This window comes from Cupriavidus consociatus, assembly GCF_017814975.1.
GTDB lineage: Bacteria > Pseudomonadota > Gammaproteobacteria > Burkholderiales > Burkholderiaceae > Cupriavidus > Cupriavidus consociatus.
Map to the genome: position 1 here is coordinate 92,492 of NZ_JAGIQA010000029.1, position 15,319 is coordinate 107,810.

Consider the following 15,319-nt stretch of genomic DNA (forward strand, 5'->3'; position numbering starts at 1 on the left):
CGGACCGCAGTCGACGGGCTTGGTGCCGCGCCTCTGAGCTCCGAGGGATATTCACGTTCCTGTTCGCCAAAAAGGGCGGGACAATTACTGGAGATTTGCTGTGTCTGCTAAACGATTCAAGAGCGACGCCTTCGAGGCAATCCACAGCGCTGCTTCCGGTCTTCGCAAGGCGAATGGGATCGACACGAAGACGATGCGGGAGTATGAAGATCTTTGTCTAGCAGAACCCTCTCAGTTGGAGGTCAAGGGCATCGTGCGCGTTCGCAAAGCTCTGACAAGGAAGACGCCGACTGAGCGACGGTAATCTCTTCTGTCCGCGAGGATAGTGCCCGCCTTTGGCAGATCGGGCCAGCGGCTGACCGATGCATTTGCGAAGACATGGGCTGCCGGATAGTACGGCGTCCTGACGGCTTCGCCGCCTCTCGAGTGCAGTCTTATAGCCAAAGTGTTGACACGTGCCTCATGGATGTCATATTTCATACGTGGCAAATCTCTAAAATCGAGCATTAGCGGGTGAATACTCGATTTTACGAGCATATCCAGGCTGTGAGCGGCTTGTATATAATGTTCGTGAAATCGAGCAATATATCCTTTGCGAGCGATTTTTCGAACATGAAGGTTTCCCAGTCCTCCGTTCTCTCTCCACAGCTAGCTCAGCAGGCGGCCGAAGTTGGCAGGTTGCTGGCCCGGTTACGTCAGGCTCGCCACATCAAGCAAGCCGATGCTGCCGTACGCGCGGGGCTTTCTCGCAACACGGCCTATCGAATCGAGAAGGGGGATCCAGGCCTCGCATTCGGCCAGATGCTTCGCTACCTGGACGCTATCTCTCCAGGGGCAACCCTCGCAAGCCTTCTGTCGGAGTCCGATCCCGCGCTCAAGGCGCTGCAGTCGCGCGAAGCAACTCGGCGTGTCCGGGATTTGTCCGCCTCGGAGCTTCAGAGCCTCGACTTCTGACGACTTACGCAGATGGCAAAAGACCAGCAGCTAATGATCTTCGCCCATCTGGGCGAAGCCTGGGCGCCGTGTGGCCAACTCACCATGACGGAGGAGGGCTCAGCGCTGCTGGCCTCAAGCTTTGCCTACGGCCTTCGATACCTGGATCGGCCCAATGCGATCGAAGTGGACCCCGTGAGCCTGGGCATCCACGGAGAGCCGGTAAAGGGCCGGCGCCTGCTGCCCGTGAACGAACTCACGGGCTTCGGCGGGATACGCGACGCGGCGCCGGATTCGTGGGGGCGCCGGGTGATTGAGGCCAAGCTCAAGGTGCCCGCGAACAGCCTGCCCGAGTCGCAGTACCTGCTGCATGCGGGTAGCGATCGCGTGGGTGCCCTGGACATTCGCGCGGACATTAACACGCCTCCTACGAGCGCGGTAGGCAGCATCCACGCGATCGAGTACCTCATGGAGGCCGCAGAGCGTATTGAAGAGGGCCTTCCTGTCCCGGCCAACCTCGAACTGATCTTCGTGCAGGGCACCGCGCTGGGTGGCGCTCGGCCGAAGGCTACCATCCGGGATGACGCCGGTCACCTGGTCCTGGCCAAGTTCTCCAGCAAGACCGACTCCTTCGACGTTCCCCTCATCGAGACGGCGTCGTTGCTGCTGGCCAAGGCTTGCGGGCTGAACGTCCCTGCGGTGGAGGCCCGCAGGCTGGGCGATCGCCGCCTCATGATGATCCGCCGGTTTGACCGGTACTGGCTTGAGCGTGGGGAAATGCCGCAAGCGGACACGGATCTCCTGCTGGCGCCGGCCGCAAATAGAACGGAGCGCCGCATGGCCTTTGTCAGCGGCCTGACCCTGATCGGGTGCGATGAGACAGAATCGCGCACAAAAGCCTACGCCGATCTGGCCGCGGCGATCCGGAGATACTGCCATACGGCAGTCGTTCGCGCCGACAACGAAGAGCTGTTCAGACGCATGGTGTTCAACATCTTCGTGACCAACGACGATGACCACCTGCGCAATCATGGGTTCATCTGGGATCCGCGGCTGCCCGGCTGGCGCCTGAGCCCGCTCTACGACGTGTTGCCACGGCCTTCGCACGCGACCGAACGCCTGTTGCACCTCGAGATCGGGCCGCAAGGACGCAGCGCAACGATCGACAACGCCTTGGCTGGCTGCCAGCGGTTCTCGATCAGCACCGCGCGCGCCACAGAGCTGATCGCGGGGATTTGGGCTGTTGTGCGCGAGTGGCGGGTGTTCTTCGAGCAGTATGGCGTCGATGCACTGGACTGCGACAAGATCGCGCCGGCATTCCGGCACTTGGAAGACATCAGCAGCGCCGAGACACGACGCCATCTGCCCTGAGGCTCTATCTGCCGGGGGTAAAGCCGATGAGCGACTGCGTGCGCGACGTGTTCGATGATCGCGCGCAGAGCGAACTTGGGCGTTCCTTCACGAACCACAGCTTCTCACCCGGCGATGGATAACCGAAGAAGCGACCGCGCCCGGGCACGCTGATGACGTTGTCGGGCCGGGCGTGGCCGGCTGGGATGGCAGATTTTAATGTGACTAATAAGACTCAGTTCGCATAATAGGCGTTATGTTCAATTTGTTGTGGTGCATAACAATTTGGGCCGCCGTGAGAACTTATCGGGACCCGAGGCGGTTCTCAAAGGTCCACGGCGACTACACCGAGTCTAGCCGTTGATGTTTCGTTCGAGGACTTCGATTCTTGCAAGAATATCTTCGAACGAAGGCGGGTTCTCATCGAACATCATTGGAGCCATCGCCCGATAATCAACGCGTAGGTCTTTGATGCGCGCCTCGTTCGGAATGAGCCGCAACGTGCCGGGTCGTGCGATGTCGTAACGCGCCCAGCTCGACCGGAAGAACGTCGCTTTATGCGTCACCACTTGAGCGAGAAGGCCGAAATCAGTTGCTGCCGCTTTTCCCTCCTCAGAGTCGAAAAGCAGGGCGAGGTCGTAATAGTGCCGCGACAAATACTGTGGTGTCGGCGACTCCGTTGGACGGTGGGCCTCCGCATGCAATGCCGTGGCCTTCTCCCAGAAGGTACGCCGCGCTGAAAGGACCGTCACCGTACAGGTGGAGTCCTCGAAGAAGCTGGGATAGTCTTCCGCCGCGTAAGGGCGAATCACCCGCTGCTCGGTCGGCCAGGGATCACCGCGTGCGCCAAGTTCGAGCTTTACCCGCGGGGTGATGTAGGCCATGCCCTCATATTCGGGGGCATGCAATGCGGTCGGATAGTGGAAGTTCACCGTCTGGGCGTCGGTGGCGTCGATCTCCAACGACCACTGACCCTGGCTCGGCTCGCCGAGTTGTTCGACGATCGCGGCTCGAAGCGCAGGAAGCAGCTTCTGGGCGATGTGGTGCTCGACATCGCCGATCAGGTCCTTGATAGTTGGTTCGCCTGCTTTCTGCTGATTCCTTCTGATTCAGGGTCGCGGTCACCCGTGTAGCCGAGGTCGGCACGGTCGAAGGACAGATCGATGTCTTCAGAAAAGCGCCGGATCGCGCCGAAGGCTTTGGATAGCGATGTGCCGCCTTTGAACACCAGCGCTGCGGCGTCCTGGCGCTGCAGGCCGAACAGCCGCTTCAATGTCCAGCAGACCCAAAAGTCCTTTTCAATGATCGTATTGGCGACTCCCCGGCCAGCGCCGGTTTCGCCAAAGAGCGCGGCGCGATCCTCCGTCGGGAGTTTGGCGACCTTATCCATGGATCTCACCCATTGCCGCGTTGGCAATCGATACAAGTGTCGGGCGCATCCACGCGGGCGCTTGGATCGCGGTGCATGCGAGGGTCCGCTTGTCGCTGGCCGACAAACGACTCGCTGCGACCTGCACCACATCTGCCGCGCGCAAGGGCCCGACATGACGAAGGGCCTGAAACACAGTCCCCGCGGCGCTGCCCGGGGCGATCAGGTGCTTGGGCGAAGCATGGCGAAGATCGACGACCCGCTTGCCGAGTACAACCCGGCGGGAGGGACCGTTGGTCAGATAAGTGCTTTTCGCTGGAACCTGAGTGGTCAGGCCTAACACATTGGCCGCGCGTGCGCCTGCGATCTGCAACTGTGACCCGGTCTCCCGCGCAAGGGCCTGTGCGACGTCATCTGGTGCCGGCGAAAGCGGTCCAAGCTTGGGGTGTACCTTCGGAAAGTCGTACAGGCCTCGCGCCAGACGACGAAGCTTTCCACCTTTGGTCAGTCGCGACAGCGCTTGGTCAATCGCGGTCCTGGCGCCTACATCCAGAAAATCAGTGGGTGTGAAGACTCCGCCACGTCCGGCCGCCCGGGCGCGCCTCATGATCTGGTCTGGAATGGACGGAGCAGTGGTTTTCATATGTCATAAAATAGCCTATATTTTTCTGACATTCAAGTCGCGCTGTTGCCTGATGGGCAACTCTGCTGTGGCCCGTGGTCGATGACTTACATGTTATTGTTACGCCACTCGTAACGAAAAATGCGCCGCTGATGCGTTGCGTCGTACTCCTTCTAGCCATCTCTGCCCTGACAGCGAGCGCGCATGCTGCTAAGTGCCGCAACCGGGGGCAAATCTTGTACACACAGGATCAGTACTGCCCAGCTGGATACACGGACATTACTTCCGGGTCAGGGGGATCGGTGTCCACGATAGGAAAATCAGCGATCGTGCGGCAGCAGGAGCAGCAGTTTCTGGCCGGGCGAGCAGCTGATAGCCAGCAATACCAGGCGGAGATGGCACAGCAACAGCAACAGGAAATAGCCGCCGCCAATAACCAGCGCAGCGTTTGCCAGTCTCTCGATGCGCAGCTTCGCTCTACCGAAATCGCCATGCGTCAGATCAACGCGTGGCAAGAGATGGACCGTCTCAAACAAAACCACAGGGCAATTCGCGATCAGCAATTTCAGCTCGGTTGCCATCGGTGACGGATCCTGTTGCTGGCTTGTATCGAGAAGATGTGTGCATGAGGACCTGAATCTGGCAGTTGCCGGCACACTTTTCGATTATTTCTTCGGGTCGCCCACGGAAAAACGTGCATGCTCCACCTGATCATCACTTACTGCCATCGTCCTCACCGGTGATCGGTCACCAAGAGACGCTGGCCTATCTACCGGCATTGGCCGCATTTATGCGGCCCCGACGTTGAGCGTGGTTGCCGTCGGGATCTGCATGATCCGGCCATCGCAATAGGCTCTGGCCGCGGCTCCGCCCGCACGCTAGGCCGCCATCATTGCTGCGGCCCTCTCGCAATCCCCCGCCAACCGCTGCGTCAGAAATGGTAGGTGATCGCCCCTTCGGCGTCGCTGATGGAGCGGTTGGCGATGAGCTTGGCGATGATGTTCTCCACCTCGCGCTCGGCGATGGCGTGCGCCTTAAACATGGCGTGGATGTGCTTGGCCAAGGTCACTCGCCGGCGCGGCCGGGCCGCCTTCTGCGAGCGGGCTAGGATCTGACGCGTGAGCTCGGCGTTCGGCTTGGTACTGCTCTTCTTGTCGTTGCCTGACTGGGGCTGCGCGGCCTTTTTGGCGGGCGCTTTCACGGAGGCCATCTTGGTCGCCTGCGGAGGCGTGTGCGCCGTCGGCTTGGCGTTCGCGCTTGGCTTTGGGGACGCCGCCGGAGCGGGCGTTCCGCGTGCGGGGTGTGCGGGCGTGGCGCTCGGCTGAGCCGGACCAGAGGCTTGGCCCTCGGCGGCCCCCGTGTCCGCCGGGCCGGCCCGAAATGCCTCGGCGAGCGCGGTCACGCGCCGCGCAGGAATGCCAAGCTTCGTGCCGAGCCAGGTGAGCAGAGAATCGAAACCCCGGTCGTGGGAAAGCACGAACACGGGTCCTTTCTCGCCCTTCTCCACCATGCGGCCGATCTCGAAGGCGATGTGGAAGTCGAGCGCGTTGGGCCCGATTCCGCTTGAGCGAACCCACCGGGCGCGCTCGCCTAGCGTTTGCAGCCCCATGGCCACTTCGATGGGGACCTTTTTCTGGATCTCGCCAGCGAACACCACCAGGCGCGAGCCTTCCAACTGGGAGAAGTCGATGTCCTGGACGCTCTCGAAGTCGACCAGCACGACGGCGCCGGCGCTCATCATCTAACCTCCCGTCGCATCCCAGCTGATCGCGTGGATGCCGCATCCGCCAAGGTGAAGCGCCAGTCGATCCTCTCCCGAATGACCCCCATGACTCATGCTCCCGATGTTTTTGGTTTCGACACTAATTTAACCCAAGGTGCCAGTTGCGAAGAGAATCTCCGAAAGTCAGAGCTTCCGGGCTGACGCCCGTGGCCATCACTCGGTCGAGACCGCCCTTGATCGCATGGCACGGCCGGCACGGCCCTCGAGGTCTTGTTGTTGTCGCCAAATCTGGCGAAGTCATCTGAACAAGAAATCAGAATTGTTCTTGCGCAGCATCCATCCAGAATGCTTCCACCGTCACGACTTAAGGCGGCATCCGGACCAGATGAGGACCATCATGGGAAGCAGAAACAGTAGCGGCGACCGAGGTAATGGCCGGTTGAATCCGCAGGGATCAGAGCCGGTCGAGCACGAGGCCGTCGCCGAGCTTGGCTGCCAGAGACGTCAAATTCTGGCAGAATTTTCGCTTTTCCTCTGGCACCCCAGGCTGGGCGGCTATCCATCCCTTGAACGCGCAGAATGAGTCTGGGGAGATCGCTGTCAGGCGCTCCATGGCACCCGCTTTGGTAAAGACGATTGTGCTTACCCGACCGCCACGCAGAAGCTTGGCTGTCCCATACGACATGGCTGCTCCGCTGTCATCCGCAATCGTGGTCGACAGCGTCGCTTCCGGTGTGCCCGTTTTCTCTGCGCCGATGATGTCGACCACGAATCCGACTTCGTTTCGCCCTCGCACGCAGGCACCCGTCCTGGGGGCGAGTATGAAGGTCGGATCCACTGCCTGGAGAGCGTGCAGGATGACGGACTCGTCAATGGGTTTCGCCGCGATGAACTGAACGCGCTTGTTGTATAGCCCGAGTCTGACGCCGTCCTCGATGCGGTAGCCTGCGGCGGACGCATAAACAAGGATTGCGTAGTTCCCTATCACGGAGATCTTCTCCGCGAAGCCCGCACGGCGAAATGCCTCCAGCAACTGAACCAGAATCAGTGGGGCATTTCCAGGCGCGTAGGCGGAAATCTCGGTTGCGGTCCGCGTCAGTTCCTGCCGCTTGGCCGCGGCGCGGCCTGGGCGGCTCTGCCCCAGTTCCTCAGCTCGCAAGGCGGCCTCCCATTCCGCGAAGCGCTTGCGTGCAGTGCCATGCTGTTCCAACTCAAGGCGCTCCAGAGGGCGTACTTCGAAGCCTCCACATTGGAATTTGTGACGCTCATAGGAGGAGGCCGCTTGCTCTTGGGCCTTCGTCGCCCTCGCAAAGTCGTGAGCTGCTTCGCCAGTCCGTTCAGGTTTGCGAGCGTGCCTCGCCGCATGCTCTTGTGTTGCCGCCTGCTTCGCAGGCGCGGCCGGCCGCGGCGTGATGACCGGTTCGCGCCCGGCAAACCGCCGTAGGTGGTCGAGTTGTTCTTCCGTGAACGGTCCCTTCGGAAGAGTCAAGACCACCTTTGCGATGGCGTCTCCCGTCCGGCCAGTTTTGGCGTCGCGTAGGCCTTTGCCGGCAAAGCGCAACGACTTGCCACTGCCCGTATTCGGCGGCACTTCAACCTCATAGGTCCGTCCGACGATATCGATGGTGGTTTTGCCTCCGAGCCATGCCGTGATGCAATCCATCTTCACGTCGCAGTGGACGTCCAGACCCTTCAGGTATGTCGATCCGGACTTCACCACCCGTATTTCGCAGAGGAGGTCACCGGCCGCGCCACCGAACTCCCCGAGCATGCCGCCACCGACGGCACGCAGGATGCGACCCGCCGGCGTGTTCGGCGGCACCTCGATGTTGAAGTGTTTGGTCTGTTTGAGGGTCCCTTTCCCTTTGCATGCTCTGCAGCGCCAATCGACCCCCGACCCCTTGCATTTGCTACAGGTTCGCTGCCCCCAACCATCCGCGGAAGGATTCCACCCGTGGCCGTCGCATTTTTCACAGGCTGCGGGAGCGTTGGTTTCACCTAAGCCTCTGCAATATGGACACGTATCTTCAATTTTGACCGCGATGGTTGCCTGGCCACCACGGATCGCCGTGTCAGCGTCGATCGACGCCTTGCAGCGGATGTCCTCGCCTCGTACCGGCGGTGGTCTGGATTGACGGCGTCTGCGCTGGCTCTTGTGAAACTGCTGGCGAAAGAGGTCTTCGAAATTAGAGTCGTCTTCGTCCGATCCGGCCCACCAGGGATTCCCGCCAGGGGTCGCGCCATTGCCCAGGTCGTACTCCGCGCGCTTCTGGGCGTCGCCAAGGATGCGGTTAGCCCGCTCGATCTCCTTGAATTTCTCCTCGGCCTGCTTCTTTTCGAGGGCAGACTTGCCGTGCTGTCGGTCGGGATGAAATTTCATCGCGAGCCGCCTGTAGGCAGCTCGGATCTCCGCCTCAGACGCACTGGGCGAAACGCCGAGAGTGTTGTAGTGGCTGGTCATCTCGGTTATTCAGAATCACCTCGCCCAAGGTCAGCGAGCCGGGACTGCGCATTGGCAGGAGCGGCGGAAATGGCCCCAAAGATTACCACTGCCGATCCTCAGCGGCGCACGCACCCGTGTAACGATAGCGCCACTGCAAGTAAGAAAAGTCACATCGATGTGCTGAAGACGAACTTGGGTCGCATCGAAGTTCTGGGCACGCAACGGTTGGAAGCTCCGCACGGACATAGACCGCTATTCGATCATTAGGGGGGATTCCGAAATTGCCTGAATCGGCGGCGATATCCCTCTGAGCGCGTACGGACCGGTTTGGAGGTGTGGAGCCGAGTGACTGTTCATGGCGAACGGTTGCCGACGCCGCCGGGCAATCATGCGGTTGCAGGGAATAGCCGCCACGCCGGTACGCCGTCGCCGAAGCTGTCGAACCACTCCCGGATCGCGTCAGCCACAACGCTTAGATCACAAGTGGCGGCATCCGGCACGGGCTTCGATGAGATCTTCGGCGTCAAAGCGTCGTTTCACCCCAGCCGGCAGATTCTGTTTCTAGTGGCCTGCATTCTGGCATTCGGCCTGCTGTATGTCGCGTGGTCGCTTTGACCAGTGGGCCGGTCAGTCAATTGCCCGGACAACAGCCATAGTCGGGGCGCAAGTTGGCAGCCTGCGCCGTTAGGGTCGTGCCGTTACAACTTCGTTCTTCTTCAGTGTGAATAATTGGTCGGCGTCTGCCTGCGCCAAGGCGCGTTCAGAACGTGTCTGATCGCACTGATACGTCTCAATCCTTTCCTTGTTTGGAGCGGTTCGCAGTACCAGTGTGACGGCCCCTTTGTAGTGCTCACCCCATCCGTTGTTCCAGTGAAGGGTAAATGCTTTTCCACGAACAAGATTTGCTTGCATAGCACCGGTTCCTATTGTCAGATGCGACGACGCCGAGAGGTCCGGCACACATGCTTGGCGATGGTAGGGCCGAGAGGGAGAACCGGTTCAGGTTCCCAATGACCTGTCGAGGCGATCCGTTGCAGTATCGCTTGGATAGCTGGTAGTCGGATGTCGCCTTGTTGGGTCGATTTCTCAAGCTTAGATCGAACCCTCAGCGCCAGTATTTCTGCCACAACCATCGCGTCATCGTAGGCGGCAACCGGATTGACGCCGTCCCAGACCAATTCGTTCATCGGCACGTCATCGTCATAGGCGATGATCAGTACGCCGGGCTGGAAGATTCCGCTTGCTACCACCTCCACCCGTGGGAACCACTCGATAGCTGACGTACATATCTCCCCTTCACCGTCTTGGCGGTGCTTGCACGCTCTTGGGCGCTTGTTGAGAAGAATACCTTTCATCCGACCTGAGCAGCATACGCATTTCGGGTTAGGGGAATTCACTGAGGAGGATTTTCGCCAGAAAGTCAACTTCCGACGTTAGAATCCTTCCTCTAAATTTTCGCAGCAGACCACCATCGACGTGAGAGGCAGTGAGGCCACAAAACTATCAGGGAGACACGAATGCTCCCCCGAGCGCCAGGCGCGGCCTCTTTCAGCGGCAAGCGCCATGCGATGCCATGCGCTTCCAGCAGCGCGATCAGGCGGGCGTTCTCGGCTTGCAGCGCGGCGAACGCATCACGATCAGCCATCGACGCCATATTCGGCCAGCAAAGTATCCATGTCATCGGCTACTCCGTAGCCGAAATTGTCACTATTACGTTGTACTTGGGCAAGACGTGCCCAGAGTGCCGGCCGCTGTGTATGGGGCAAGGTAGCGATCATTTGCAGCGACTGCTCGAACATCCGTACCAAGGCGTCAAAATAGCCGTCGTCCTGGTAGCCAACGTCGGCGCTGAAGCCGGACGCCCGCTCGCAATAGAACACCATCAGTTCGGCCATCCCTTCCGGCTGGCCAATGGCCTTCTTGTACTCGGAGATCGCCTTCTTCGCCTTGGCGACCGAGGTGTTCTGGTTTTTGAACGCATCCGGCCACAGCCAGCGGTCGATGGTCACCTTGTATGGCTTGAGCACATCGCCGCCCAGCGCAAACCGCGCGTGCAGGAAGGCCTGGTTGTCCTTACTTGCCACGTACAGGGCCTGTACCAGCCCGATTAAGCCGGCACGGTCGAAGTCGGTCAGCTTGGCTTTGACATCGCTCCAGGAAGGCGAGGCTTTGCGGGCGGCCTTTGGCTTTACATCTGGCATTGACTTGCCCCCCAACATGGAAAATCCGCTCCCGCGTCTGGTAGCAGTCGGAACGGACACCGGTTCGCTTCGGTGCAGCACGTCCGACAATACAGTTTCTGGCCGCGCCTTCTTCGGGCGAGGTGAGCGCAACCTGGAACAGATGCACCTGTTCTGCCAAGCTTGGCCCATCGAGCACATATGTTCGTTGCTCGCTGACGAGGCAGTGCCGTCCTCCCGTCGTCGACCTGTTCCGACGTGGCGCATTCACGGAAGGTGTCAGCCGCGGTTATTACGCTTGCGCGCGTAGCCACCCTTGTCATCATCCTCTCATAGTCGATTGGCGAATCGCGATCGATTGTATCAATGTGGGATGACTGGCTGGCATTCGCCGCCCCGCGAAGACGGTGTGGTTGGATTGCCATCGAGTGGAAGAATTTCAGAGCACCCCCATTTCGATCCCGGCATGCCTTGAACGGAAGGGCGCAGCCCTTCATAGTGATTACGGTCGGTGCAATCGTTCGCACCGCTTCCCTCAACACCCACTGCCGGGGCGGTCAGAAGCTAGGGCCGGCCCGAGCATCACACGGACCGCGAAGACGTAAGCATCCTGACGTAGGCCGGCAAGTCTAGGCACTGGTAGCCGGCGGCCGTCAGCGCCCGAGCCTCTTCGTCAGAAAAGACTGGCGAGAACAGCGCCTTGGTCAACGTCCACCCTTTCACCCGGCGCCCTTCCTTTGTCGACATGAATCGCTCGATGTGTCGCTCAAATTCGGATAGCGAGGACCGGATGTGCTTGCTTGCACTGCGCTTACACGAGCCGAAGCGGATACGCCGCGCGTCCTCGTCGAGTGCGACGATGTCGATCTCGATCGCGTTCTGTTCGTCTCGCGGCCGATTCCAGTAGCCCAGCTCGATGGAGGTCAGCGAGAAATCGCCCACGCCCTTTCGCGAACACTCTACGTGCAACTGACGAATCAGTTTCTCGAACGCGTATCCCTCGTGCCCGTGCAACCGAGGGAGCGTCAGATCGATCGCCTTCGATAGCGGGCGCATGCGGGAAGCGTCCCGCGCCGGCTTCACGACCGACAGCCACGCTTGCAGAAAGTTGTCGGTGATGTAATAGCGGGAATTGCGGCTCTTGCTCTCCGAGAACACCGGGTGGCGCTTGTCGACCATATGGTAATTCTCGACCAAGCGTTTGACTGTGACCTTCAACGACGCTTCGTCTTCATCCCGCAGCAGTGTGCCGACCAGTTGCCCGTGGCTCGAGCCAGGATGTTCCGCGAGGAAGTTTAGGACTGAGAGCAGTCTGCCCTTCACCTCTCGGAGGAAGGATGTGTCTGCCTCTTCGGCCAGAGGGCTGCCTTCGCGAAGGAACATCCGCTCGAGCAAGGCTTCCTGAAACCGGGCGCCCACCTGAAACAGGCCTTGGTCATACGCGTCCCGGTAGAACTTGGGAACGCCCTCGAAGAAGCCCCAGAGCGTGAGCCAATGGTGCGGGTCGCGGATATCGTGTGCGCGGTACACCTCGATCAAGTCCTCGAAATCCCAGTGCTGCAGATCGATAGTCGCAGTGAGCCGCCCAAAGAGCGGCGCACCCTTGTCGTCGAGCAGCGCGCTCATTTCCGACTGCAGGGAGCCAAGGACAAACAGCCCGCCCCCTTGCGTATCGCGCAGCCGATCCACTTGCTCCTGCAGGAATGAGTTGAAGGCGTAGAGCCTCGCCTCCGTGAAATACTGGAATTCGTCCAGCACTACGATCAGGCCGCGGCGGCATAGATGGCCGATCACGCCGGCCATCGAGGCGAAGTCAGTGACTTGCGGGGCCAGTGCATTGGCGATCTCGGATTCGCAGTCTTCCAGCGCCCGGCGGAACCCAGTCGCCACATCTCGCTCGTCTGAGTCTGGTATCTGCATGTAGACCATCCGGGCGAGTAGCGACGGTTCGCTCTTGGATAGCTCACGCAGCAGGGTCGTCTTGCCAATGCGTCGTCGGCCTTGGATGCGGCAGAAGAACCAGTTTGGGCCATGGACAATCCGGTCCAGAGTCTCCAGCGTGCCCATCCGTCCGTAAAATTCCCAAGAGGTCATATTATGTGGTTTAGTTACACAGATGTATCTTAAATTGTTGCTGGCCACAAAGCTAGGTGGAAGAAGGCTTTCTGCCGAGGAATACTTCGTCAAGCCTATGAGGGCCGGGATGCGTAACTTCCGGTGTCGCATATAAGATACAATAATGTATCTTATAAATAGCGCCTTAGGAGGCTCTTCTAGGTGCGCATGGCTACGGCCGGTAACTCCGCGGCCCGGGATAGCTCATGCGCGTGCAAGCGCGGAGTGTTCCAGGGGCGCGCGACTTTGCTCCAGCTGGGTACCAATCGGAGCGGAAGTCATGCGGGGCCGAACTGGTGCGGTAGGCAGGCTTCAGCCCGTCAAGGGAGGCGCCGTGCTTCGACCGCTGCATGCCGGCATCATTTGGTTTCCTGCAGGCAGTGGGCGTGCCAGCCCATCAGGCCGTCTGCGACGACGGCCCGGATCGCTCATTGGCGACTCAGGCGGCGGAGCAAGGCGTCGGCGGGGAGCTGCCGGCGGATATGGAAACGATCCAGTTCCGATCAAGCCCGAACAGTCTGGACATGCCGCCATCGATGTATCGCCCACTTGTGTCCAGTCGTGGTGACAGCGGTCCCACCAAGCGGCGCCTTCGCTGTCGCTGGCCACGGGTCGAGGGCGCGCCGGTATTGGGTCTGGACGATGACCATGGTGGCAGAACGAAACGAATTGCGATGCGACTGTGCGCGCCTCGGCTACGGGTGCAGTCAACCACCACCTTCCTGTTTCTTGTTGTGTCGCAACTCCAAGATAACAGCGGTGGGCGGTTGGCCCTTTTTGTTTCTAAGCGGTCACGTAGATCGGCGATGAACGTTTTAAATTGGCGGTGGTGGAGGAAGTAGAAAAAGGCGAATTGACGTGCAAGCAGGCGCAACACAAGTACGGAATCCAGGGAAAGTTCACGGTGCTGGTATGGTTACGCAAGCACGGACTACAGGACTGGAGCGGCTCGTTGCCACAGGGTGCCCGGTACGCGACGATGGAAAATCGAGGCAAAGCCAAGCCCCGCACGCCAGAGCAGCGCATCAAGGAACTGGAAGACCAGTTGCGCGAGGCGCAGGAGAAGGAGAAGGCGCGACTGTTCGAAGGAGTGCTCGATGTGATTCAGAAGGAGCACGGGGTACGCGTCGTAAAAAAGCCTTCGGGCAAGTCCTCGCGCAAGAGCTCGTCCAAGGGCTAAGCGTTAGCAGGGCTTGCCGCTACTTTGGCATCAGCCGCCAGGCTGACTGCAAGCGCCGCCACAGCGAGCTTCGACAGACGGTCCGGGGCGCCAGGATCTGCGCATTGGTCACCGAGGTGCGGCTGCGCCAACCACGTTTGGGCACGCGAAAACTGCAGCGGGTTCTGCAGGCGCCCCTGGCGAAAGCGGATATCCGGGTGGGGCGTGACCGGCTATTCGATGTTCTGCGCGCGGCGCGATGGACCTATCCGGAATTTTGTGTGCGAGGCATATCATGAGAGGTAATGACCATGGATATGCCGATGAGGAAGAAACGTACGGTGGCGTCCCAGGCGGCGGCCCGCGGGCCGCTGCCTGCTTTGCCTGAGGACTTGCTTGACGAGCTGGTTAAAGGGCCGATGTCGCCCGGCGACGTCTAGGATCTGATGCTGGCGTTCAACAAGGCTATCATCGAACGGGCGATGAGCGCCGAGATGAGCATGCACTTGGGCTATAAGCCAGGCGAGCCCAAGCCGGCCGAGCAGTCCAACGCGCGTAACGGCCTCAGTGGCAAGACCGTGATCACCGAGCGCGGCCCGGTGCGGGTCGAGTTGCCACGCGATCGCGATGGCAGCTTCGAGCGGGTTCTGATCCCAAAGCACGAGCGGCGCTTTACCGACTTCGATGAGCGCATTATTGCCATGTACGCGCGCGGCATGAGCGTGCGCGAGATCCAGGCGTTTCTGGCCGAGAACTACGGCACCGAAGTCTCCCCGGACTTCAGCAGCTCGGTCACCGACGAAGTCATGGCCGAGACCATCGCCTGGCAAAGCCGCCCGCTCGAGGCGATCTACCCGGTCGTATTCTTCGACGCGTTGCGGGTCAAGATCCGCGATGGCGGTATCGTCAGCAATAAGGCCGTGTACCTGGCCTTGGGCATCCAGGCAAACGGTCAGCGCGATGTGCTGGGCCTGCGGGTCGAGCAGACCGAAGGCGCCAAGTGCTGGCTCAAGGTCTTCAACGAACTCAAGAACCGAGGCTTCTATGAGGGCACCGGTGGCACCCCCGATATTGGATGTCAGCGGGAATATCTGGCGCAATATGCTTTTCCTTGCCAAGCTACTATTGATCCGGCATTCATGAACTTGAATCAGGCCGCATACTTCACCGAATGATGCAGAAAGTAACGTCGAATGCGTTCGGGCTGTTTCTGGACACTGCGCAGATGGCTCGACGCAGCCTTGACGAGTTGCAGCTTGGTGCGAGCCGGTGCCTGCGAGGTGACGGCTTGCTTGATATCGGCGTTGGCCATCTCGTCGGGATTGAGTTCCGGGCTGTAGCTGGGCAGGTAAAACACCTCGATTTGCTCGACGTGCCGTGCGAGCCAGGCCTTTACCGGCTTGCTGTGATGCACCCTCAGGTTAT

At 60.2% G+C, this 15,319-nt stretch carries 13 protein-coding genes and 2 pseudogenes; 5 read left to right on the top strand and 10 right to left on the bottom strand.

What is annotated here, in order from left to right:
* The first annotated feature begins 564 nt into the window (after window positions 1-564).
* Entirely contained in the window at window positions 565-954 is a 390-nt protein-coding gene (locus J8I82_RS30135; RefSeq protein WP_245180294.1) for a helix-turn-helix domain-containing protein, read from the top strand.
* A 12-nt stretch (window positions 955-966) separates the two neighbouring features.
* Window positions 967-2,304, top strand: a complete 1,338-nt coding sequence (locus tag J8I82_RS30140) for a type II toxin-antitoxin system HipA family toxin (RefSeq protein ID WP_209763137.1) — start codon at window positions 967-969, stop codon at window positions 2,302-2,304.
* Between the two features lie 332 nt (window positions 2,305-2,636).
* Here the strand turns inward: J8I82_RS30140 and J8I82_RS30145 are convergent, their stop codons facing one another.
* The 6 genes from J8I82_RS30145 to J8I82_RS30165 all read right to left on the bottom strand — a co-directional run bounded on the left by J8I82_RS30145 (window position 2,637) and on the right by J8I82_RS30165 (window position 8,458).
* Window positions 2,637-3,392: a nucleotidyl transferase AbiEii/AbiGii toxin family protein gene (locus tag J8I82_RS30145; protein ID WP_336620916.1), complete on the bottom strand. Its 756-nt coding sequence runs from the start codon at window positions 3,390-3,392 to the stop codon at window positions 2,637-2,639.
* Window positions 3,344-3,673, bottom strand: a complete 330-nt coding sequence (locus tag J8I82_RS39175; protein ID WP_280908513.1) for a nucleotidyl transferase AbiEii/AbiGii toxin family protein — start codon at window positions 3,671-3,673, stop codon at window positions 3,344-3,346. Before J8I82_RS39175 ends, J8I82_RS30145 begins: the two co-directional genes overlap by 49 nt.
* Window positions 3,666-4,295, bottom strand: a complete 630-nt coding sequence (locus tag J8I82_RS30150) for a DUF6088 family protein (protein WP_245180295.1) — start codon at window positions 4,293-4,295, stop codon at window positions 3,666-3,668. Before J8I82_RS30150 ends, J8I82_RS39175 begins: the two co-directional genes overlap by 8 nt.
* 299 nt (window positions 4,296-4,594) lie before the next feature.
* Complete coding sequence (locus J8I82_RS30155) at window positions 4,595-4,855, bottom strand: hypothetical protein (RefSeq protein WP_209763139.1); 261 nt, start codon at window positions 4,853-4,855, stop codon at window positions 4,595-4,597.
* A gap of 350 nt (window positions 4,856-5,205) precedes the next feature.
* Entirely contained in the window at window positions 5,206-6,015 is an 810-nt protein-coding gene (locus J8I82_RS30160) for a PIN domain-containing protein (RefSeq protein ID WP_209763141.1), read from the bottom strand.
* Window positions 6,016-6,451: 436 nt separating this feature from the next.
* A complete protein-coding gene (locus J8I82_RS30165; RefSeq protein WP_209763143.1) occupies window positions 6,452-8,458 on the bottom strand; it encodes a GSU2403 family nucleotidyltransferase fold protein in 2,007 nt (668 codons plus the stop codon).
* Between the two features lie 327 nt (window positions 8,459-8,785).
* On the opposite strand from J8I82_RS30165, the gene J8I82_RS30170 reads away from it, so the two are divergent.
* Window positions 8,786-9,055 carry a hypothetical protein gene (locus J8I82_RS30170; protein WP_209763145.1) on the top strand — a complete coding sequence of 90 codons (270 nt, stop codon included), beginning with the start codon at window positions 8,786-8,788 and terminating at the stop codon, window positions 9,053-9,055.
* 314 nt (window positions 9,056-9,369) lie between these two features.
* On the opposite strand, the gene J8I82_RS30175 is transcribed toward J8I82_RS30170, so the two are convergent.
* The 3 genes from J8I82_RS30175 to J8I82_RS30185 form a co-directional block, all read right to left on the bottom strand.
* Window positions 9,370-9,795: a hypothetical protein gene (locus J8I82_RS30175; RefSeq protein ID WP_209763147.1), complete on the bottom strand. Its 426-nt coding sequence runs from the start codon at window positions 9,793-9,795 to the stop codon at window positions 9,370-9,372.
* Window positions 9,796-10,077: 282 nt separating this feature from the next.
* Complete coding sequence (locus tag J8I82_RS30180) at window positions 10,078-10,659, bottom strand: hypothetical protein (RefSeq protein WP_245180296.1); 582 nt, start codon at window positions 10,657-10,659, stop codon at window positions 10,078-10,080.
* 543 nt (window positions 10,660-11,202) lie between these two features.
* Entirely contained in the window at window positions 11,203-12,714 is a 1,512-nt protein-coding gene (locus tag J8I82_RS30185) for an ATP-binding protein (RefSeq protein ID WP_209763149.1), read from the bottom strand.
* Window positions 12,715-13,534: 820 nt separating this feature from the next.
* Here J8I82_RS30185 and J8I82_RS38620 point away from each other — a divergent pair.
* Both J8I82_RS38620 and J8I82_RS30195 read left to right on the top strand, forming a co-directional pair.
* Window positions 13,535-14,154 (top strand): annotated as a pseudogene (locus tag J8I82_RS38620) (transposase family protein); the annotation flags it as partial.
* A 63-nt stretch (window positions 14,155-14,217) separates the two neighbouring features.
* A pseudogene (locus J8I82_RS30195) lies at window positions 14,218-14,934 on the top strand (IS256 family transposase); the annotation flags it as partial.
* Window positions 14,935-15,044: 110 nt separating this feature from the next.
* Here the strand turns inward: J8I82_RS30195 and J8I82_RS30200 are convergent.
* Window positions 15,045-15,319, bottom strand: a 275-nt coding sequence (locus J8I82_RS30200; protein WP_209763153.1) for a transposase, incomplete at its 5' end; no start/stop codon positions are given.